This window comes from Cognatilysobacter lacus (genome assembly GCF_008274655.1).
Taxonomy (GTDB): domain Bacteria; phylum Pseudomonadota; class Gammaproteobacteria; order Xanthomonadales; family Xanthomonadaceae; genus Cognatilysobacter; species Cognatilysobacter lacus.
Window position 1 is genome coordinate 1 of sequence record NZ_VTRV01000045.1, and the last position, 19,791, is coordinate 19,791.

Sequence of the window (19,791 nt, forward strand, 5' to 3'; positions counted from 1 at the left end):
CCCCGTGCGAGCGCGAGTGCGGCCCGTGCCGCGTGGGTGGCATCGGCGGACGCGAGCGGCGTCGCCTGCGCGTTTGCAGGCGTGACGGGCAGCGCGGGAACATCGGCGCCCGTCGACGGCGGCATGGCCATCGGATCCTGGCCGCGGCCGTCGCCCGCAACTCGCGGCGCGTCGCTCTCGGCGGCGATCCGCTCGGCTTCCTGGCTCAGTACCACCAGCGAGATGCGCCGGTTCTTGGGATCCGCCGGATCATTGCGATTGAACGGCACCGACGACGACAGCCCGACCACGCGCGCGAGCTTCTCCTCGCGCATGCCGCCCTCGATCAGTGCGCGCCGTGCAGCGTTCGCGCGCTCGGCCGACAGCTCCCAGTTGCTGTATCCGTTCTTCGCTGCATAGGGCGTGGTGTCCGTGTGGCCGCTGATGGCGACGCGGTTGGGCACCTGGTCCACATAGCGCGCAAGCTCCACCAGGATCGTGCGCGTGTAGTCCTTCAACTCCGGCGAACCGAGGTCGAACATCGGCCGGTTCTGCGCGTCGATGATCTGGATACGCAGCCCTTCGGGCGTGATGTCGATCAGCAGCTGGTCCTTGAAGGGCTGCAACGCCTGGCTCTGGCCGATGGCCTTCTCCAGCATCTTCTTGAGGACTTCCAGCTTCTCCTTGTCGGCTTTCTCGAGCGCCTTGCGCGCGGCGTCGTCGGAAGTCTTGCCACTGCCGACGCCCGGGATGCGCGCATCGCCCGCGCCCGGCGGATTGCGCACCTGGCTGAACATCTTGATCGGCGTGTCGCCCGCACCGCCCGGACCCATCGTGCCCGGCACCAGCGTGCTCGTCTGGCCCTTCACGGCGCTCGGGTTCTTGAAGTAGTCGGCGATGCCGCCGAGTTTTTCCTGCGGCATCGTGGCGGCGAGCCACATCACCATGAAGAAGGCCATCATCGCGGTCACGAAGTCCGCGTACGCGACCTTCCACGAGCCACCGTGGTGCACGGCGCGCGCGCGGCTCCGGCGCTTGATGAGGATGATCGGCGTTTGCTGCTGCGCGGCCACGTTCGCGTCCTCAGCCCTTCGCGGCCTTGAGGTCGGCCTCGAGGTCCTGGAAGGTCGGGCGCACGTCCGAGAACAGCAGCTTGCGGGCGAATTCGATGGCGACGCTCGGTGCGTATCCGCGCAGCGACGCGATCAGCGCCATCTTGACCACCTCGAACGCCTTGCCGTCCTCGTGCGCGCGGTTTTCCATTGCGCTGGAAATCGGCCCGACGAAGCCGTAGGAAACCAGGATTCCGAGGAAGGTGCCGACCAGCGCGGATGCCACCTTCTCGCCGATTTCGGACGGTGCCGCGCTGCCGACGATCGACATCGTGTTGATGATGCCCAGCACCGCCGCCACGATGCCGAAGCCCGGCAGCGCATCGGCGACCTTCTGCACGGAATGCGACGGTTCCAGCGCTTCGTGGTGGTGCGTTTCGAGTTCGTACTCCAGCAGCGATTCGAGCTCGTGCGGCGCCATGTTGCCGCCCACGATCAGGCGCACGCAGTCGGTGATGAAGTCGAGCATGTGGTGGTCGGCGAGCACCTTCGGATACTTCTGGAAGATCGAGCTGTCGTTGGGCTGCTCGATGTGCGCCTCGATGGCCATCATGCCTTCGCGCCGCATCTTGACCAGCAGCTCGTAGATCAGCTTGAGCAGGTCGACGTAGTCCTCGCGCTTGTATTTCGGCCCCTTGAACACGCCCTTGATGCCGGCGAACGAGGCCTTGATCACCTTGATCGGCGTGGCGACGACCCAGGAGCCGGCCGCGCAGCCGATGATCACGATGAACTCGTTGAGGTGCCAAAGCGCCAGCAACTTGCCACCGACCATCGTGAAGCCGCCGAGCACGCTGGCGAGGACGACGACAGCGCCGATGATCAGGTACATCCGTGTGCCTCCTGCGCGCTTGGGTCGGGACAGCCAAACTAACGGCCGGCGGTGGACGTCCTTGAGCCGAGCGGCCGTTAAGTCGGCCCGGCGCGGCGGTCACCCGGTGTTGCCGCGCCTGTAACGGCGGCGCGCCCAGGATCGGTCCCACGACCGAATGGAGACCGACATGACCCGTGAAACACCACAGCGCGGACCGAACCGAGACGCCGGCGCGCGTCTGTACGAAGACATGCCTTCCGTCACCGATCGAGGCGAGACCGGATCGGGACGCGACGACTCGTTCGGCGAGGCCGGGATCGGCGGGCCGCAGGAGTCTCCGCACGGCGGCGACCTGCGCCAGGCCGAGGACCGGGCGATCTCCGAATCGACCCATCGCTCGATGCAGCCGCGTCGCAACGGCCCGAAGAACGCGAAGCGCTCGGACGCGTTGATCGTCGAGGAGCTCAACGAGCGCTTCCGCGACGACGAACTGCTCGATGCAAGCGAGATCCTGCTCAGCGTCGAGGACGGCCGGGTGCTGCTCACCGGCGAAGTCCCGGAGCGCTGGATGAAGCACCGCGCCGAGGACATCGCCGACGGCGTGCGCGGTGTCACCGCCGTCGACAACCGGATTCGCGTCGACAGCGGCGTGTCGTCGATCGGCCCGGGTGGCCCGGTGCGCACCGGGCTCGACCAGCGGGGCAGCGGCTTCTCCAGCCCGCCTCCGTAACAGCCCCCGCAGTCGTCCAAGCCGCGCGTGCGCTAGATCGCGTCGCCGTGAAAGAAGAACGCCCGCTATCGCGCGGGCGTTCTTCGTTGCGACACAGCGATCGGTCGGTCAGAAGCCGTACCAGAAGCGAGCGAAATAGGCCCGGCCGTTCAGGCCGAACTGCACGCTCTCGTAGATGTGGCCGTTGTCGGTCTCGTTGATGTCCTGCCGCGTCGGGAACACGTCGAACGCATTGACCACGCCGAACGTGAGTTTCGCCTTCGGGGTGACTGCATACGTACCACTGACGTCCGCCGATGTCTTGGCGGCATAGTGCTGGTTGGGTACGCCCGCCGACGTGCCGGAGAACGTGCCGAGCACCTGCGGCCCGAAGTGGATCACCTTCAGGTTCGCGCTCCACCCGCCGCGCGACCAGTCGAAGCCGAGCACCGCCTTGCGTCGCGGCGCCCCGTTCTCGACGAACAGCCGGTCGCGCTCGGGCAGCAGCACGTCCTCGCGTCCGACAAGCGATGCGGGCGCGTTGACGCGCGTCACTTCCGTGCGGTTGAAGTTCGCGGCTACGAACGTGTTCAGTGCCCCGCCCCACAGCTGTGAGTCGTGCGCGGCGGTGATGTCGAGGCCGGTGGTCCGGGTGTCGACCGCATTGACGAAGAAGCGCGCGACACCGACGTCGCGGGCGGCCAGGATGGCGCCGATCGCAGGGTCGTCCGTACCGAACTCACCTGTAAGGATGATCCGGTCCTTGATGTCGATGCGGTAGGCATCCGCCGTGATCGACAACGCACGCGAGGGCGACCACGTGATGCCGAGCGTGCCGCTCTTCGATTTCTCCTCCCTTAGCGAGCCGAGTCCCGCCGCACGCGCAAGCGCGCTGTCGTCCGGCGCGATCACGATGTCCACGGGCTGGCCGCTGATGAAGTCGGTGATTGTCGACGAGAAGTATTTCTGCTGCAGCGACGGTGCGCGGAAGCCCGTGCTCAGCGAGCCGCGAAGCAGCAACGCATCGGTCGCCTTGAACGCCGCCGCCACTTTCCCGTTCACCGTCGAGCCGAAGTCGCTGAAGTCCTCCCAACGCACCGCGAAGTCGGTCGTCAGGCGCTGCGTCATGTCGAGCTCGAGGTCTGCATACAGCGCGTCGCTCGAACGGCCGCGGTTGGTGACGTCCGATGGCTGGAAGCCGGGGAAGCCCTGGCTGCCCGCGTTGCCGCCGTTTCCGACGCCGTCGTAATCGGCATACGAGCCCGGCTCTCCCGCACGTATCCGGTAACGCTCGTTGCGATGCTCGGCGCCGAACGCAACGTTCATGCCCTGCAGCACGCCGTCGTAGAAGCGGGAGACGTCGAGGTTGGTGGTGTCCTGCTGGAACGAGAAGCCGCCGGCGTCGAAGCGTGTCGGGCTCAGCGCGGCGCGCCCGGCGTCCGCGTTGGCGTTCGCGATCGAAGCGTTGAGCGTGTGGTTGATGTCGTAGCGCAGCTCGTTGTAGCCGTGCGTCTGCGACAGGTCCCAGTGCCACAGGCCGGCATCACCGCGCACGCCGAGGATGCCGAAGCGGTCCTGGAGATCGCCGTCGATGAAGGGCACGAAGCCGTCGGGATACATCGCGGCCGAGTTGCGCGAGGGGATGTCGTCGCTGCCGACGCCCCCGCGTGCGAATGCGGCCGACGACGCGGCGCGGCTCTGCATGCCCGCGGTGAAGTAGAGCGTCGCGGCCTCGCCCAGCGGCTGGTCGCCGTTGACGTACAGCGTGCGGTTGAGCACCTGGGAGTCGCCGATGATGCGCAGCGGGTTCTCCACCGTCGAGCGGTTGGAGCGGCCGCGATCCTGCCACTCGCCGGTGATTGCCAGCGAGCCCCCGGTGACGAGCTTCATGCCGCAGTACGCGGACGCGAGCCAGTTCTCGCCGTCGCCGCGCGAGTACTGGCCCCAGCCGAGCGCCGCCTCGCAGCCCGGCCGGCGCTTGAGGACAAGGTTCATGACACCCGCGATGGCGTCGGAGCCGTACTGCGCCGCCGCGCCGTCGCGCAGGATCTCGATGCGGTCGATCGCCATCACCGGAACGGCGTTGAGGTCGGTGCCGGTGTTGCCGCGGTTGCGCGCGCCGTAGATGTTCACCAGCGACACCGTGTGGTGGCGCTTGCCGTTGACGAGCACGAGCGTCTGGTCGGAGCCGAGCCCGCGCAGCGCCGCCCCGTCCACGAGGTCGGCGCCGTCGGCGCCGGTCTGGCGCGTGGAAATGAACGACGGCGCGGTGGCCTGCAATGACTGCGCGAGGTCGAACTGGCCGCCGGTCTCGACCTGGTGTTGCATCGGGAGCACGTCGACGGGCACCGGCGTGGTGGTATCGGACGCGCGCTGCACGCGACGCGAGCCGATGATGCTCACCGTGTCGAGCTGCGCTTCGGCCCGCTTTGCGGTGTCGGCCGCAGCCGTTTCCTGCGCGAGCGCGGGGGTCGATGCAACGGCGAGCGCGAGCACGAGCACGATCGCCGTGCACAGCAAAGCGCGACTCGGAAAGTCGGTAAATGGTCCCTGCATGTGTTTCCCCGGTCCTTGATCAAGGTGAATCCCCGGGCGAAATCTACGGTGCGCAACCGGCCTCGTCCATGCACGTCCGTCGGAATGCAGCTGCTGCTGAACCGTTCGGATATGACTGCTTTGCCATCACGCAGCCTTTGCCGCGCGCTGCCTAGCCTCGATTTCGCCCCATCGAACGGACCACGAGCCATGCCTGTTATGCGTATGCGAGTCACGGGTAGCGAAGCCAGCGCGCGCGCCATCGGCAACCTGTTGCAGAGCATCGACGGGGTCGAGCATGTCGAGGAAGTGGCCGACCTGATGCCGCATGCCGATGACGACGACTCGAGCTCATCGGGCTTGACCGACGACCAGGGCCCCGGCGTGCACGAGCTCGAGGTCGAGGCGCCGAACGACCTGGCCGTCAGCCGCGTGCGCGATGCGGTCGAGGCGCTCGCATTCGATCTCGAAGTGATGGTCGAGTTCGAGAACGACGACGACTGGAACAGCTGAGATCACGACCATGCGCGCGCGCGCTTTCCGGACCAATGCAGCGAACCCGGGCGATCGAGGCCCGGTGCGCGCGCCCGCCCGGCTCAATGACCCTGTGGGAGCCTGAGCATGCACGGCCGACCGCACGAAACTTTGCTGTCGGACCGGAGCCCGCGGAGCGCAATCGTTTCGATGGCCCCCGCCGTGTTCGGCACCGGCGTGCCGGCGGTCGATGGCATCCGCATCGGCATCGGCGGATGGACCTACGCACCGTGGCGCCACACGTTCTATCCGCAGGGGCTCGTATCGCGGCGCGAGCTTGAATACGCGAGCCGTCGCTTCAGCACGATCGAGATCAACGGTACCTTCTACGGCGCGCGGCGTGCGTCGGAATACGCGCAGTGGCGCGAACAAACGCCACCGGGCTTCGTGTTCTCCGTGAAGGCGCCGCAGCACATCACCCAGCGCGGTCCGCTCGCGCGGTGTGGGAAGGCCGCATGGGCCTTCCTCAACGGCGGGCTGGCTGAACTCGGGGATCGCCTGGGCCCGGTGCTGTGGCACATGCCGCCGAGCCGCCTGTTCGACGCCGACGACCTCGCCGCGTTCCTCGACCTGCTGCCGCGCACGCTAGACGGGCGCCCGTTGCGGCACGTGCTCGAACCGAGCCATCCGAGCTTCCTCGACCCGCGCTACATCGAAATCGCGCGTGCATTCGGCGCAGGCACGGTGGTCACCGATGCGCCGGACATGCCCGCCATCGGCGACGTCACCGGCCATCTCGTCTACGTTCGACTGATGCGTTCGCGCGTGGACCTGCAAGAAGGTTACGAGGCTGCCGAGCTCGACGCGTGGCTGCAGCGCCTTCGACTGTGGTCGCGCGGCGAACAACCCGCGGACGTGCCGCGACTTGTCGAAGCGCCGACCGCGCAGGGTACGCCCGAGGTCTATGCCTACTTCATCGGCGGGGCCAAGCAGCGCAATCCGGCGGCAGCGATGGCGCTGATCGCGCGGCTGTTGCGGCACTAGCGATCGCTACCCGCCGGCTGTTGGACGCCTCGTGCGCGGCGCGGCGCCAGTGGGTTGGGAAGCTCGGCCGCTGCTTCAGCGCATACGCTGGCTCATCGCCACGCTGCCGAGAATCAACGCGCCCGCGATCGCCATGCGTGCCGTCGGTGCCTCGCCCAGCAGCCACCAGGCCCACGCGACGCCGAACAGCGGCACCAGGTACGTGACTGTCGATGTCCGCGCCGGCCCGATCCGTGCGATGAGCCGGTAGTACATGACATACGCAAGCCCGGTGCACACCACGCCGAGCAACGCGACCGACAGCCACGCGTGCATCGACGGCCCGTGCGCCGGCCACTGCGCCATGCCGAATGGCAGCAGCAGGATCGCGCCGCAGGCAAGCGTCGCGGGCGCCACTGCCGTGGGCGGAAGCCCGGTCAGATGCCGGCGCACCAGATGGATGCCGATGCCGTACAGCAGCGCGGCCGTCGAACCCGCGGCGACTGCCAGGCCGATCTCCGCCCCCTGGATTCGCCCGCTCGCCAGCACCACGACGCCCGCGAACCCGGTCGCCAGCGTGAGCGCGCGCCCCATGCCGATGCGCTCGCCGAAGAAGGTCGCTCCGACCAGCGCGGTGAAAAGCACGGTCATTGCATTGCAGATCGCGCCAACGCCGGCGGGCGCCCGTTCCGCGCCCCAGGCAAACAGCAGGAATGGCACTGCGGAATTGATCGCGCCGATCAGCGCGAGCTTGGGCCACAGGCGCAGCGGAAACGCCCCGCGATGGCTCCACAGGAACGGAGCCAGGACGATCGCGCCGAGCGCGAGCCGCAACTCCACCAGCGCCGCGGGCCCGAACTCCGGGGCCGCCACGCGCATGAAGAGGAACGACGCCCCCCAGATCGCGCCCAGCAGGCAGATTTCGAGCGGCGTAGCCCAGGCCCCGGTGCGCGGGGTAATGGCAACGGCGGGGTTGGTAGCGTCGACAGCCATGGTCTTGTCTCCGGGCCGGCCGGCCTGCAACAGGACGGATGCGGATGCCATCCGTGCCGTGCGCGGCACCAGCCGTGAGCGATATTGGGGTTCGACGCCATTGTCGGGTCGCAGGACGCGCGTGCAAGCGCATACTTTCGAGGTCCGCCCCAAATCTGGCTTGAGGCTCGCATGGGTACCCGCGCCGAATGGCTGTCTGCGATCGCCGCCTTCGAGGCGGCCGCGCGCCACCAGAACTTCGCGCACGCCGGCGAAGAACTGCACCTCACCGCGTCGGCGGTCAGCCACCACGTGCGCAAGCTCGAATCGCGCCTCGGGCTGCCGCTGTTCCAGCGCCACGCGCGCGGCGTCGCGCTGACCGCGGCCGGCCGGCAACTCGCCGATGCGGCGAGCAGCTCGCTCGCCGATCTCGAGGACGTGCTGCGAGGACTGAGGGCCGCCAGCGGCGATCACGACCTCGTCCGCATTGCCACGCTCCATTCGTTCACCTGTGCATGGTTGATGCCGCGGCTGCGTTCGTTCTCGGCTGCGCATCCGCACGTGCGACTGAGCTTCGAAACCGGGTTCGCGCTCGCGCGCTTCGACGACAGCGGCCCGGACCTCGCCGTGCGCCACGGCGCCGGGCAGTGGCCGGGCGCGCAGGCGACGCTGCTGATGGAGGAGCACCTGTTCCCCGTCGCCGCGCCTTCGATGCCGGGTGTCGCCGAAGTCGCCACCGCGCGCGACGTCGCCGCGCTCCCGCTGGTGTCCGACAACGCGCGGCAGGGCTGGCCCGACTGGTTCCGCGAGGCCGGCGTGCGTGGCGTCACGCCCGATGAGCGTTATCGCTTCACCGACTCCACGGGCGCGCTCGAAGCGGCGGCCACCGGGTTGGGCGCCGTGCTGGCGCGCGAGCATGTCGTCGCGCCTTACGTCGCGGACGGGCGCCTGGTGCGTCTTCCTGGCCCGGCGCTGCGCGCGCGCTGGGCCTACTACCTGGTGGTTCCGACGCACCGTCGCCTGCGGCCGGCTGCGCACGCGTTCGCCGACTGGCTGCTCGACCAGGCGCGCGTCATTTCCGTGACGGGCTAAACGCTGCGCGCATCGCGTCGCCAGGCGGTCGCCGCCCCACCGATAATGGGTCGATGTCGACGCCCGAAACCCGCCGCGCCTTTGCCCAGATCCACGTCTGCGTGCTGCTCTGGGGCTTCACGGCCATCCTCGGCAAGCTGATCAGCCTGCGCGCGCTGCCGCTGGTGTGGTGGCGCATGCTCTTCGTCGTGATCGTGCTCGCGTGCGTGCCGCGCGTGTGGCGCGGCCTTCGCGCGATGCCGGCGCGGCTCGTGCTCGCCTATGCGGGAATCGGCGTGCTGGTGTCGCTTCACTGGCTGACGTTCTACGGCTCGATCAAGCTTTCCAATGCATCCGTCGGCGCGACGTGCATCGCCCTCGGCACGGTGTTCACCGCGATGGTCGAGCCATGGCTCGCGCGCACGCGATTCCAGCCGCGCGACTTCCTGCTGGGCGTTGCCGTGCTGCCGGGCGTCGCGCTCGTGGTGGGGGGCATCGCACCCGGCATGCGCGCCGGTATCGCCGTGGGAACCCTGTCGGCGTTACTGGTCGCGCTGTTCGGATCGCTCAACAAGCGGCTGGTCGAACATGGCGACGCGCTGACGGTGACCGCGATCGAACTCGCCGCGGGCACCATCGCGCTGACGCTCCTGTCCCCGCTCATGTCGGTGCTCGCGCCCGGCGAAGGGCTGGCGTTCGTGTTGCCCTCGCTGCGCGATACCGGCCTGCTGCTCGTGCTGTCCATTGGATGCACGCTGATCCCGTACGCCCTGTCACTGGTGGCCTTGCGCCACATGAGCGCGTTCGCCGCGCAGCTCGCCGTCAACCTGGAACCTGTCTACGCGATCGTGCTGGCGATCCTGCTGCTGGGCGAGCAGCGCCAGCTCAGCCTCGCCTTCTACGGCGGCGTCGCGATCATCCTCGCGGCGGTGCTCGCGTATCCGCTGATGCATCGGCTGCGGCGTTTCAAGCATCCGGAGATGCTCGCTGCTTCCGAGGCGAAGGGAATGGTCGACTGAGCCGTCGCAAGCCGCCGCCGCGACGCTGCGTCTACGCGATCCGCATCATCAGTGCGGCGCGAATTCCGACTCGTCGAACGTCATGTGGCAGATGTTGAGCTTGTTGCCGTCGAGATCGCGGAAGTAGGCGGCATAGAAGCCCGGGAATCGTTCGCCGGGCGCTCCTTCGTCCGCGGCGCCGAGCGCGAGTGCCTTCGCGTGCAAGGCGTCGACCTGCGCGCGGTCACGTGCCCGCAGCGCCACCATCGTGCCGTTGCCGGCGGTGGCGCTCTGCCTGTCGAACGGAACGGTGATGCCGAGGCCCGCGCCATTCGCGTCGTCGCCGTAGGCGATGTAGGTGCCGGGCTGCTCCATCACCCGCCGGCCGCCGATCAGTGCGAGCAGCTCGTCGTAGAAGCGCGCTGCGCGCGAAAGGTCGTTCGTGCCGAGGGTGGTGTAGGCGATCATCGCGGCGTCCGGCTCTGCGGTGCCGCAATGCTAGCGCGACCGCCGCCCCGCGATGCGACGACGCATGCCACAGACAATCGCCCGCGCGAGCGTCTATGCTCGCCGCGTCCGACGGGGGAAGACATGAACGCCAATACGCAGCACGACATCGCCAAGCTCCTGCTCCGCGTGACGCTGGGCGTGTTGATCCTTTTCCACGGCCTGGCCAAGCTCAACGGCGGCATGGCCGGCATCGTGCACATGGTCGAGGCGCATGGCCTGCCGGGCGCGCTCGGCTACGGCGTGCTGCTCGGCGAAGTGGTCGGCCCGCTGATGCTGATCGCGGGGTTCCACGCGCGCATCGGCGCTGTGTTCGTCTTCGTCAACATGATCGTCGCGGTGCTCCTCGTGCACATGCGACAGTTCGGGGCGTTCAACGACCAGGGCGGCTGGGCGCTCGAACTGCAGGCCATGTACCTGGTGGGCGCGATCGTGGTCGCGCTGATCGGCCCCGGCCGCTACAGCGTCAACGAGCGTTGACAGTGCAGACGCTCGAGTTCGACCTCGAAGGCGAGTTCGTCGAGCTCAACCAGCTGCTCAAGCTGGCCGGCCTCTGCGACAGCGGTGGAGCAGGCAAGCAGATCGTGGCCAGCGGAGCAGTCAGCGTCGACGGCGCGCAGGAGCTGCGCAAGACCGCGAAAATCCGCGCGGGCCAGCAGGTGCGCCTGGGCGACGTCGAGATCCACGTCGTCCGGTCCTGAAACCTACTTCAGCAGCGGGCGCAGCGACGGCCAGAGATGGTCGAGAAGCTGGCCCTGCACCGACGCCACCGGGTGCAGGTTGTCGGGCTGGAACGCGGCGCGCTGCATGATGATCGGCTCGAGGAAGAACGGAACCAGCGCGGCGCCGTCGTTACGCGCCACGCCCGTGTAGGCATTCGCGAACCCGTCGGTGTAGGCGCGACCGAGGTTGGGCGGCATGCGCATGCCGAGCAGGAGCACCTTCGCGCCGCTCGCCTTCGACAATCGTGTCATGCGGTCGAGGTTGGCCTGCATGTCGCGGATCGGCAGGCCGCGCAGGCCGTCGTTCGCGCCCAGCTCGATCACCACCACCGAGGGTCGCACGCGCGCCAGTTCCCGAGGCAGGCGCGACAGGCCGCCGGCCGTGGTCTCGCCACTCACGCTCGCGTTGACTACCTTCCAACCGGGGTTGCTCGACGGCAGGCGCCGACCGAGCAGCGAGACCCAGCCCTGCTGCACGGCGATGCCATAACCGGCCGAGAGCGAATCGCCCATGACCAGGACCGTCTTCGATGTCGAGGCTGCATGTGCATGCTGCGCCGGCGGGCGCGCCTGTACGGGCAGCACCGCGAACAGCGCGATCGCGACCCACAGATGCATCCGCCGTTGAATGCGGCCCGTCATGCCTTCATATGCCTGATTCATCCGTTCCTCCGGCCCTTGCGGCCTTCATGGGAGACATGATGCTCGACGCGACCGTGAACCCTGCCGGAAGGACCGCGCCCGCCTCGCTGGAAGTCGACGCGCTCGGCAAGTCCGTGCCGCTGCCCGCCGGCGACCTGGTGATCCTGCGCGACGTGGCCTTCACGGTCACGCCGGGCGAAGCGGTTGCGGTGGTCGGCGCCTCGGGTTCCGGCAAGAGCACGCTGCTGTCGCTTCTCGCCGGGCTCGACACGCCATCGACGGGGCGCGTGTCGCTCGACGGCCAGCCGCTGTCGACACTCGACGAAGACGGCCGCGCGCGCGTGCGCGGCGAGAAGGTCGGCTTCGTGTTCCAGAATTTCCAGCTGCTGCCGGCGCTCACCGCGCTGGAGAACGTGATGCTGCCGCTGGAGCTTCGCGGCGATGCCGATGCGGCCGGGCCGGCACGCGCGATCCTCGGCCGAGTCGGGCTGGCGGAACGCCTGGGGCACTACCCGCGGCAACTCTCCGGCGGCGAGCAGCAGCGCGTGGCGCTGGCGCGCGCGTTCGTCACCCGGCCCGGCCTTCTGTTCGCCGACGAGCCCACCGGCAACCTCGACACGCGCACCGGCGCCGCGATCATCGAGCTGCTGTTCGAACTCAATGCGCAGGCCGGCACGACGCTTATCCTGGTCACGCACGACGATGCACTCGCCGCGCGCTGCGGCCGCCGCCTTCGGCTCGACGCAGGGCGGCTCGTGGGCGATTCGGCGACCGAACGGTGAGCGGCACGTTCGCGCTTGCGTGGCGTCAGTTGCGTCGCGACCTGCGCGCCGGCGAGGTTCGCATCCTGATCGCGGCCGTCGTGCTGGCGGTGCTGTCGGTCACCGCAGTGGGGTTCGTTACCGACCGCGCCAACCGCGCGCTCGTCATCGAAGCGAATCGCCTGCTCGGTGGCGATGCCGTCGTGCAGGGCGACGGGCCGCCGTCGCAAGCAATCGTGGACGCGGCGCATGCGCCCGGCCTGCGCGTGGCTGAGACACGCGAGCTGACGACCATGGCTTCGGTCGGCGAAGGCGACGCACAGCGACTCAAGCTCGCCGACCTTCGTGCGCTCGGCGAAGGGTTTCCACTGCGGGGTGAATTCCGCCTGGTCGATGCGCGCGGCGCCGAGCAAAGCACGCGTGCGATTCCCGCGGCGGGCACCGCGTGGTTGACGCGCAACGGCGCGCAAGCGCTGGGTGCCCACGTCGGCGATGCAGTCACCCTGGGCGACGCGACGTTCCGGATCGCGGCAGTGGTCGCCCAGGAACCGGACGCATCCACCGATCTTTTCAACATCGCGCCGCGCGTGCTGATCAATCTCGGCGACCTGCCGCGCACGGCGCTCGTGCAGGTGGGCAGCCGCCTCGAATACCGGCTGGTGGTCGCCGGTGACGCGGGCGCGGTGGAGCGCTTTACGGCAGTGGCGAAAGCGGCGCTCGGACGCGGGCAGCGGCTCGAGACGATCGGGAACGCGCGGCCTGAAGTGCGCTCTGCGCTCGACCGCGCCGGGCGTTTCCTGGGGCTCGCGGCAATGGTGTCGGTGATGCTCGCTGCCGTGGCGGTGGCGATGGCGGCGCGCCGACACAGCGAGCGACACCGCGCGGGCGCTGCGGTGATGCGCTGTCTGGGCGCCTCGCAGCGACGCATCGTGGCGATCAATGTCGGCGAGCTCCTGCTGCTGGGTGTGGGCGCGAGTGTCCTCGGCGTGGTGCTTGCCTTCGCGATGCAGTGGGGCGTAGGCCTGTGGCTCGCGCACAAGCTCGCGCTGTCGATTCCACCGGCCGGTCCGCTGCCTGCGCTGCAGGGCCTGTTGCTCGGGCTGGTGGTGTTGATCGCGTTCGGTGCGCCGCCGGTGCTGGCCCTGCGGCGCGTTTCCGCGCTGCGGGTGCTGCGGCGCGATCTCGATCCCGTCGAGCCCAGCGCACTCGTCGTTGGCGCGCTCGGCATTGCCGCACTCGGTGCATTGCTGTGGTGGAAAGCCGGTTCGGCCACGCTCGGCCTGGCGATGCTGGGTGGCGTGGTGGCCACGCTCGCGGTGCTGGCGCTGCTCGCCGGCCTGTTGATCCTCGCGGTGCGCGCGCTGCGAACGCGCATGCGCGGCCCGCTGCGTTACGGGCTGGCAAATGTAAGCCGCCGCGCCGGTACCAGCGTGGCGCAGGTCTGCGCGCTCGGGCTCGGGTTGATGGCGCTGCTGCTGCTCACGTTCGTTCGCACCGATCTGCTCGACCGCTGGCAGCACTCGCTCTCTACCGACGTCCCGAATCGATTCGTCATCAACGTGCAGGACGAACAGGTTGCCGACGTGGGCAGCTTCATTCGCGCGCAGGGCCTGGGGGCGCCTGAACTGGTGCCGATGATTCGTGCACGCCTGACCGGGCGCAACGGCCGCGTCGTAACCGCTGCGAATTACCGTGATGAGGACGCTCGCCATTTGGCCGAGCGGGAATTCAATCTATCGGTGAGTGCGCGTCCGGGCGCCGGGAACCGGATCGTCGCGGGCCAATGGTGGCGCGGCACGCCCGCATCGCCCGAGCTATCGGTCGAGCAACGCTTCGCCGAACGCCTCGGATGGAAGATCGGCGATCGCATCATCTTCGACGTCGCCGGCCAGCCGTTCCGGGCACGCGTCACCTCATTGCGCGAGGTCGACTGGGAGAGTTTCCGTCCGAACTTTTTCGTAGTCGCTTCGCCGCATGCGCTCGACGGTTATGCGGCGAGCTGGATCACCGCGATGCGCGTGCCGGCCACGCAGCCGCGGTTCACCGCCCGTCTTGTCGATCGCTTCCCGAACCTGACCGTGATCGACATCGACGCGGTGCTCGCGCAGGTGCGCGCGACCGGCGACCAGGTGTCCACCGTGGTGCAAGTGGTGTTCTGGTTCGCGCTGGCGGCGGGCGTGCTGGTGCTGCTGGCGGCGGTGACTGCAAGCCAGGACGAACGCCTGCTCGAAGGCGGCGTGATGCGCGTGCTCGGTGCGCGCCGCGGCCAGTTGCGACTTGCGCAGGCATCGGAGTTCATCGCGATCGGGTTGCTGTCGGGCCTCGTCGCGGCGGTCGCCGCATCGGTGCTGTCGGGTGTCGTCGCCGTGCGGGTGTTCGACCTGCCGTGGGCGTTCGACTGGAAGCCGCCGGCCGTCGGTGCGCTCGTCGGTACGTTCGGGGCGCTTGCTGCCGGCCTGTGGGCCACGCGTCGCGTGCTGGATGCACCGCCGTCGACCACGCTTCGCGAACTGCAGGATTGAGTGGGCTTGGCAGGCTCAGTTGGCCTGCACCGCAAGCGCGGACTGGATCAACTGCGCATCGCCACCGCGCGCGATCGCCCACGCGTCGAGGCCGATGCCGCGTACGAGGTTGGGGCTGAGGCGCGCGAGGTCGACTTCAGCGACGCCGAGGTCACGGCAATCGAGTTCGCTGCGTGCATCGAGCACCGCCGCGAGCCGTTCGGCCACGACGTGCATCGTGCCGTCGGTCAACTGGAATGCATGGAGTCGCATGCATCTACCGGGCGGCGTGGCCGCCATCCACAGGCCGCGCCGGGCGGCCGCCGTTTCGCATCGAAGCCGCGATGGGAGTCCCCGGCAACGATGCCGGGGACTCTCTTGCCTCACAGGAGGCGATGTCCGCACCTGGCGGAGTTGCGACGGAGAGCCGCCGCAAAGCAACGCTGCTCCGCCCAACGTTAGAGGTGCGTGATCGCCCCGGACACAAAAAACCCCGGCCGCGAAGACCGGGGTTGGAGAGAAATGCGGCGGCTACGCTCGGCCGACCACGCCCATAAAGTCGGTCGCCACCCGTGACACCGCCGTGAGGAATCGCCGCGCCTGCGGTGCATGGTGCGCGCACAAAGAAACGCCCCGGAAGTTGCGGGGCGCTCAAGAGTCGTTGCCGCGGCGGGCCTGTGCACGGGCGTCGCCGGGGGCCGCTGTCGGTGCCGAAGCTTTGCTTGTCGGCGGCCTTGTCGGGAGCCTGCGACGCACGCGGTTAACCGTCGATGATCCGGCGCGCGCGGATCTGCGTTGTTGAGGGCGGGGCGATCGCTCGCGCGGACTTCGACTCGCGTTTCATGCATGCGTCCCTCGAGTGGCAGCTCACCTCCGGCGACCGCGCCCGGCCGCAGCGTGCACGCGCGACCTTCCACCCGGTCATTGGTCGGTGCGGTTCGCATTGACATTCACGTATGCGCGCACGCAGATCGCTGCACCGCGGCGTGCCGCTTCACTGCTGTTCGCCCGATAGCCCGCTCGCCCTCAAGCGCGGGCGAACCCGCCACCGTGAATCACCGGGCTGCGTTCAACCGCACGTACACGCGTGCCTGCACGAACGGGTCGTAGCCTCCGGCGCCGCGGTCACCGCCGACTGCCACCTTGAGCGACCACGCGGCATCCGGGTCGAAATGCAGGCTGGCAAGCACCTGGGCGCCCTCCGCATGCTGCAGCGGCCCTTCCGCCTCGACCGCCAATCCAAGGTGATCACCGAATCCCCGTCGATAGCCGACGGCGCCACCGGAAACGCTGCCGCCGCTTTCATGCGCGACGTACAGGTTCGCCGCGAAAAGGTTGTCGTCGGGACCGACCTGCGCGCCCAGGCGCGCTTCGGATCTCGAGTCGCCATCGGGTGCGAACGTGCGGGACAGGGTGAGCCCGACCTGCGGACCCGCGTGACCTGGATCGGTCAGGCTGAACTGCACCGACGAGGCCGTACCCGCGTAGCGCCAGCGCTCGCCGCGTGCGCGATCGTATTCACCGTCCAGCTGCAGCGCGATCCGGTCGCTCAGGCCGTAAAGCAGCGAAGGCCCGGCCTGCGTGGCGTGGTCATGCGCGAACGACTGGCGACCGTCCAGCACGAGATAGAGCTCGCCCGGGGTCGGCCCGCCCGGCGAATCCACCACGAGGAAGTCCTCGCCGTGGTCCGCGCGCGCAAGACCGGGCGCCAGGCCCGCGAGTAAGACGCAGGCGAGCAGTGCTGTCTTCATGTCGCGCATCCGCAGGACGGCCGCTGATTGTGCGTGCTGCACCTGCACCGGGCCAGCGCCCCGGGGTCGCCTAGACTCCGCGCAGCCTCCTGGAGCACCGCATGCTGCGAGACGCGAGCATTTCCGATTACCCGCGCATCCTCGAGCTCAACCGGGATTCGGTGGCGGTACTGAGCCCGCTCGATGCGCTGCGGCTCGCGCGCTTGCATGGACAGGCCCACGCGCTTCGCGTAGCCGAACGCGACGGGCGCGTCGATGCATTCCTGCTGACGCTTCGCGAGGGCGCCGATTACGACAGCGAGAACTATCGCTGGTTCGACGCGCGCTACGCCGAGTTCGTCTACGTGGACCGCGTCGTCGTGCACGCCGCGGCGCGGGGCGCCGGGCTCGGGCGCGCGCTGTATGACGAGCTGTTCGCTCGCGCGTGCGCAGACGGCGTGGGACTCGTTTGTTGCGAATTCGACATCGACCCGCCGAACGCCGCTTCGGCGCGTTTCCACGCGCGGCACGGTTTTCGCGAAGACGGGCGGCAGATGCTCGCGAGCGGAAAAGTCGTGAGCATGCAGGTGGCGGTGGTGCCGTAGTGTTCCGCCGGGCGGTGGCACGCGGCGGATCGCGCACCCGCCTGCGCGCGGGCCCGGATGTATGACACGCGGACTTCGCGCGCTGCCGGTCACCGACCACCGCGCCGAGCGACGCTGATCAAGCCGGGTGGCGCGTCGCCCGCGTATCAGGCGCTGATCAGCCGCCCGCTGCAGGCGTCGATACCGCCAGCATCGGCAGGTCGAGGCCCGCTTCCACCGCGCATTGCACGGCGCTCTCGTAACCGGCGTCGGCATGGCGCATCACGCCCGTCGCCGGATCGTTCCACAGCACGCGTGACAGGCGACGGTCGGCGGCCTCGGTGCCATCGCAGACGATCACCACGCCGCTGTGCTGCGAATAGCCCATGCCGACGCCGCCGCCGTGGTGCAGCGACACCCACGTGGCGCCGCCGGCGACGTTGAGCATCGCGTTGAGCAACGGCCAGTCCGACACCGCATCGGACCCGTCCGCCATCGCCTCGGTTTCGCGGTTCGGCGAAGCGACCGAGCCGCTGTCGAGATGGTCGCGCCCGATCACCACCGGCGCCCTCAGTTCGCCGTTGCGCACCATCTCGTTGAACGCGCGACCCAGCTTGTCGCGCAACCCGAGGCCGACCCAGCAGATTCGCGCGGGCAGACCCTGGAAGGCGATGCGCTCGCGCGCCATGTCGAGCCAACGGTGCAGGTGCGGATCGTCCGGGATCAACTCCTTCACTTTCGCATCGGTCTTGTAGATGTCCTCGGGATCGCCGGACAGCGCGACCCAGCGGAACGGGCCGACGCCACGGCAGAACAGCGGCCGCACGTAGGCCGGCACGAAGCCCGGGAAGTCGAACGCGTTCGTGCAGCCTTCGTCGAAGGCCATCTGGCGGATGTTGTTGCCGTAGTCGAACGTCGGAATGCCGGCGTGCTTGAACGCGAGCATCGCCTCGACGTGCACGCGCATCGACTTCTTCGCTTCGTCGCGCACGCGGTCGGGATCGTTCTTCTGCGCGTCGAGCCATTGCTCCACGGTCCAGCCGATCGGCAGATAGCCGTGCACCGGATCGTGCGCGCTGGTCTGGTCGGTGACGGCGTCGGGCCGCACGCCGCGGCGAACCAACTCCGGCAGGATTTCCGCGGCATTGCCGAGCAATGCGATCGACCTCGCCTCGCCGGCCCGCGTGTACTTCGCGATACGTGCCAGCGCGTCGTCGAGGTCGGTTGCCTGCTCGTCGACATAGCGCGTGCGCAGGCGCATGTCGATGCGGGACTGCTGGCATTCGATGTTGAGCGAGCACGCGCCGGCGAGCGTCGCCGCGAGCGGCTGCGCGCCACCCATGCCGCCGAGGCCGGCGGTGAGGATCCATTTGCCGGCGAGATCGCCGCCGTAGTGCTGGCGGCCCATCTCGACGAACGTCTCGTAGGTGCCCTGCACGATGCCCTGCGAGCCGATGTAGATCCACGAGCCGGCCGTCATCTGGCCGTACATCATCAGGCCCTTGCGATCGAGCTCGTTGAAGTGCTCCCACGTGGCCCAGTGCGGCACGAGGTTGGAATTGGCGAGCAGCACGCGCGGCGCGTCGGCATGCGTGCGGAAGATGCCGACCGGCTTGCCCGACTGGATCAGCAGCGTCTGGTCGTCCTCGAGCCGGCGCAGCGATTCGAGGATCGCGTCGAAACATTCCCAGTTGCGCGCGGCGCGGCCGATGCCCCCGTAGACCACGAGCTCCGCCGGATTCTCCGCGACATCCGGATCGAGGTTGTTCTGCAGCATCCGATACGCGGCTTCGGTGAGCCACGACTTGCAGCTGAGCGCGCTGCCGCGCGGCGCGCGAACGGTGCGGGAGGGATCGACGCGCGTGGACATCCTGTACTTCCGGTGCGGTGATCGCCGGATTATCGCATCGCCGGAAACGACGACGCCCGGCGCTGGGCCGGGCGTCGGGTGATACGCACCGCGCTCAGCGCACGGATGGATCGAGCATGCGCAGCGCACTTGCGATGTCGACCTGTCCGGTGGAACGCAGGTCGTCCTGCGTGTACACGCGGCCGGTCTGCATCGAGGTGCAGCGCCCGTCACGCGCCCCGGTCTTGGGCGCGCGTCGGCGGATCAGCGTGCCCGTCTCGCGCAGACAGAAGCGGTCCACCTTCGCGTCCTGCTCCGCGCGCTCGGCGTCGCTTTGCCTCGTAGGCGCCGCGGGAGCCGCGGGCGCGTCCTGCGCCATGACGGGCGCAACGACCGACAGCAGCAGGGTGGCGGCGGCAATGGTGATGCGACGTTTCATGGCGGTCTCCCTCCAGGCAGGCCTCCACCATACGCCGGCGCCGCCCCGCGGGCGCGCACGCGCGCTGCCGGGTTCAGTCAGGATTTGCGCGCCGGACAGCCGCTTGGACGCGCGGCGCGGAAGGCGGCGACTGCCGCGGCGTCCGCATCGGCGCCGGGCGTCCCGCCATCGAAGACGACCTGCCATGTTCCGTGCCGTTGGCGACGCCACACCGACTGGAAGGTACTCAGCCGAGTATGCGTGACGCCGGCGTCCTGCTCTTCGACCAGCGCCGGCCCGGTCGACCAGGCGATGTCGCCCACCACCGTCGTGCGCACCGGATACCACTCCAGCCGGATGCCGTCGCCGCGCACGATCGGCGCCCATGCG

At 69.0% G+C, this 19,791-nt stretch carries 21 protein-coding genes; 10 read left to right on the top strand and 11 right to left on the bottom strand.

Features of this window, described 5'->3' with window-relative positions; all coding sequences use genetic code 11:
• Together motB and motA are read right to left on the bottom strand one after the other, a co-directional pair.
• Positions 1–1,052, bottom strand: a 1,052-nt coding sequence (gene motB / locus FW784_RS05895) for a flagellar motor protein MotB (protein WP_149352429.1), incomplete at its 3' end; no start/stop codon positions are given.
• Positions 1,053–1,062: 10 nt separating this feature from the next.
• Positions 1,063–1,923 (bottom strand): flagellar motor stator protein MotA, encoded by an 861-nt coding sequence (gene motA / locus FW784_RS05900; protein ID WP_149352430.1) that lies wholly within the window; start codon positions 1,921–1,923, stop codon positions 1,063–1,065.
• Between the two features lie 169 nt (positions 1,924–2,092).
• Between motA and FW784_RS05905 the strand changes: the two genes are divergently transcribed.
• The gene (locus FW784_RS05905) at positions 2,093–2,635 is read left to right on the top strand and encodes a BON domain-containing protein (protein ID WP_187770697.1); all 543 of its coding nucleotides are present in this window, start codon (positions 2,093–2,095) and stop codon (positions 2,633–2,635) included.
• Positions 2,636–2,743: 108 nt separating this feature from the next.
• Here the strand turns inward: FW784_RS05905 and FW784_RS05910 are convergent, their stop codons facing one another.
• Positions 2,744–5,170 carry a TonB-dependent receptor plug domain-containing protein gene (locus tag FW784_RS05910; RefSeq protein WP_149352432.1) on the bottom strand — a complete coding sequence of 809 codons (2,427 nt, stop codon included), beginning with the start codon at positions 5,168–5,170 and terminating at the stop codon, positions 2,744–2,746.
• Positions 5,171–5,359: 189 nt separating this feature from the next.
• Here FW784_RS05910 and FW784_RS05915 point away from each other — a divergent pair, with 189 nt between their 5' ends.
• Both FW784_RS05915 and FW784_RS05920 read left to right on the top strand, forming a co-directional pair.
• Positions 5,360–5,662 (top strand): hypothetical protein, encoded by a 303-nt coding sequence (locus FW784_RS05915; RefSeq protein WP_149352433.1) that lies wholly within the window; start codon positions 5,360–5,362, stop codon positions 5,660–5,662.
• Between the two features lie 171 nt (positions 5,663–5,833).
• A complete protein-coding gene (locus tag FW784_RS05920) occupies positions 5,834–6,667 on the top strand; it encodes a DUF72 domain-containing protein (protein ID WP_149352434.1) in 834 nt (277 codons plus the stop codon).
• A 75-nt stretch (positions 6,668–6,742) separates the two neighbouring features.
• Here the strand turns inward: FW784_RS05920 and FW784_RS05925 are convergent, their stop codons facing one another.
• Positions 6,743–7,639: a DMT family transporter gene (locus FW784_RS05925; protein WP_149352448.1), complete on the bottom strand. Its 897-nt coding sequence runs from the start codon at positions 7,637–7,639 to the stop codon at positions 6,743–6,745.
• A gap of 171 nt (positions 7,640–7,810) precedes the next feature.
• Between FW784_RS05925 and FW784_RS05930 the strand changes: the two genes are divergently transcribed.
• Entirely contained in the window at positions 7,811–8,710 is a 900-nt protein-coding gene (locus FW784_RS05930) for a LysR substrate-binding domain-containing protein (protein WP_149352435.1), read from the top strand.
• Between the two features lie 53 nt (positions 8,711–8,763).
• The gene (locus FW784_RS05935) at positions 8,764–9,708 is read left to right on the top strand and encodes a DMT family transporter (RefSeq protein WP_149352436.1); all 945 of its coding nucleotides are present in this window, start codon (positions 8,764–8,766) and stop codon (positions 9,706–9,708) included.
• A 48-nt stretch (positions 9,709–9,756) separates the two neighbouring features.
• On the opposite strand, the gene FW784_RS05940 is transcribed toward FW784_RS05935, so the two are convergent.
• A complete protein-coding gene (locus tag FW784_RS05940) occupies positions 9,757–10,155 on the bottom strand; it encodes a VOC family protein (protein ID WP_149352437.1) in 399 nt (132 codons plus the stop codon).
• A 123-nt stretch (positions 10,156–10,278) separates the two neighbouring features.
• Between FW784_RS05940 and FW784_RS05945 the strand changes: the two genes are divergently transcribed.
• Both FW784_RS05945 and FW784_RS05950 read left to right on the top strand, forming a co-directional pair.
• A complete protein-coding gene (locus FW784_RS05945) occupies positions 10,279–10,674 on the top strand; it encodes a DoxX family protein (protein WP_149352438.1) in 396 nt (131 codons plus the stop codon).
• Positions 10,675–10,676: 2 nt separating this feature from the next.
• Positions 10,677–10,895: an RNA-binding S4 domain-containing protein gene (locus FW784_RS05950; protein ID WP_149352439.1), complete on the top strand. Its 219-nt coding sequence runs from the start codon at positions 10,677–10,679 to the stop codon at positions 10,893–10,895.
• Positions 10,896–10,898: 3 nt separating this feature from the next.
• On the opposite strand, the gene FW784_RS05955 is transcribed toward FW784_RS05950, so the two are convergent.
• On the bottom strand, positions 10,899–11,579 hold the full coding sequence (locus FW784_RS05955) for an arylesterase (protein WP_235893593.1): 681 nt from the start codon (positions 11,577–11,579) through the stop codon (positions 10,899–10,901).
• 26 nt (positions 11,580–11,605) lie between these two features.
• On the opposite strand from FW784_RS05955, the gene FW784_RS05960 reads away from it, so the two are divergent.
• Together FW784_RS05960 and FW784_RS05965 are read left to right on the top strand one after the other, a co-directional pair.
• Complete coding sequence (locus tag FW784_RS05960) at positions 11,606–12,340, top strand: ABC transporter ATP-binding protein (RefSeq protein WP_425481593.1); 735 nt, start codon at positions 11,606–11,608, stop codon at positions 12,338–12,340.
• Positions 12,337–14,841, top strand: coding sequence for an ABC transporter permease (locus FW784_RS05965; RefSeq protein ID WP_149352441.1), 2,505 nt, complete (start codon positions 12,337–12,339; stop codon positions 14,839–14,841). The genes FW784_RS05960 and FW784_RS05965 overlap by 4 nt, the downstream gene beginning before the upstream one ends.
• A gap of 15 nt (positions 14,842–14,856) precedes the next feature.
• Here the strand turns inward: FW784_RS05965 and FW784_RS05970 are convergent, their stop codons facing one another.
• Entirely contained in the window at positions 14,857–15,093 is a 237-nt protein-coding gene (locus FW784_RS05970) for a hypothetical protein (protein ID WP_149352442.1), read from the bottom strand.
• A gap of 782 nt (positions 15,094–15,875) precedes the next feature.
• On the bottom strand, positions 15,876–16,571 hold the full coding sequence (locus FW784_RS05975) for a hypothetical protein (RefSeq protein WP_149352443.1): 696 nt from the start codon (positions 16,569–16,571) through the stop codon (positions 15,876–15,878).
• 101 nt (positions 16,572–16,672) lie between these two features.
• On the opposite strand from FW784_RS05975, the gene FW784_RS05980 reads away from it, so the two are divergent.
• Positions 16,673–17,155, top strand: a complete 483-nt coding sequence (locus FW784_RS05980) for a GNAT family N-acetyltransferase (protein ID WP_149352444.1) — start codon at positions 16,673–16,675, stop codon at positions 17,153–17,155.
• Positions 17,156–17,312: 157 nt separating this feature from the next.
• On the opposite strand, the gene hutU is transcribed toward FW784_RS05980, so the two are convergent.
• From hutU to FW784_RS05995, 3 genes are all read right to left on the bottom strand, one after another.
• The gene (hutU, locus tag FW784_RS05985; RefSeq protein WP_149352445.1) at positions 17,313–19,004 is read right to left on the bottom strand and encodes a urocanate hydratase; all 1,692 of its coding nucleotides are present in this window, start codon (positions 19,002–19,004) and stop codon (positions 17,313–17,315) included.
• A 94-nt stretch (positions 19,005–19,098) separates the two neighbouring features.
• Entirely contained in the window at positions 19,099–19,422 is a 324-nt protein-coding gene (locus tag FW784_RS05990) for a hypothetical protein (protein WP_149352446.1), read from the bottom strand.
• A 77-nt stretch (positions 19,423–19,499) separates the two neighbouring features.
• On the bottom strand, positions 19,500–19,791 hold a 292-nt coding region (locus tag FW784_RS05995; RefSeq protein ID WP_484482013.1), incomplete at its 5' end, for a Cif family virulence factor.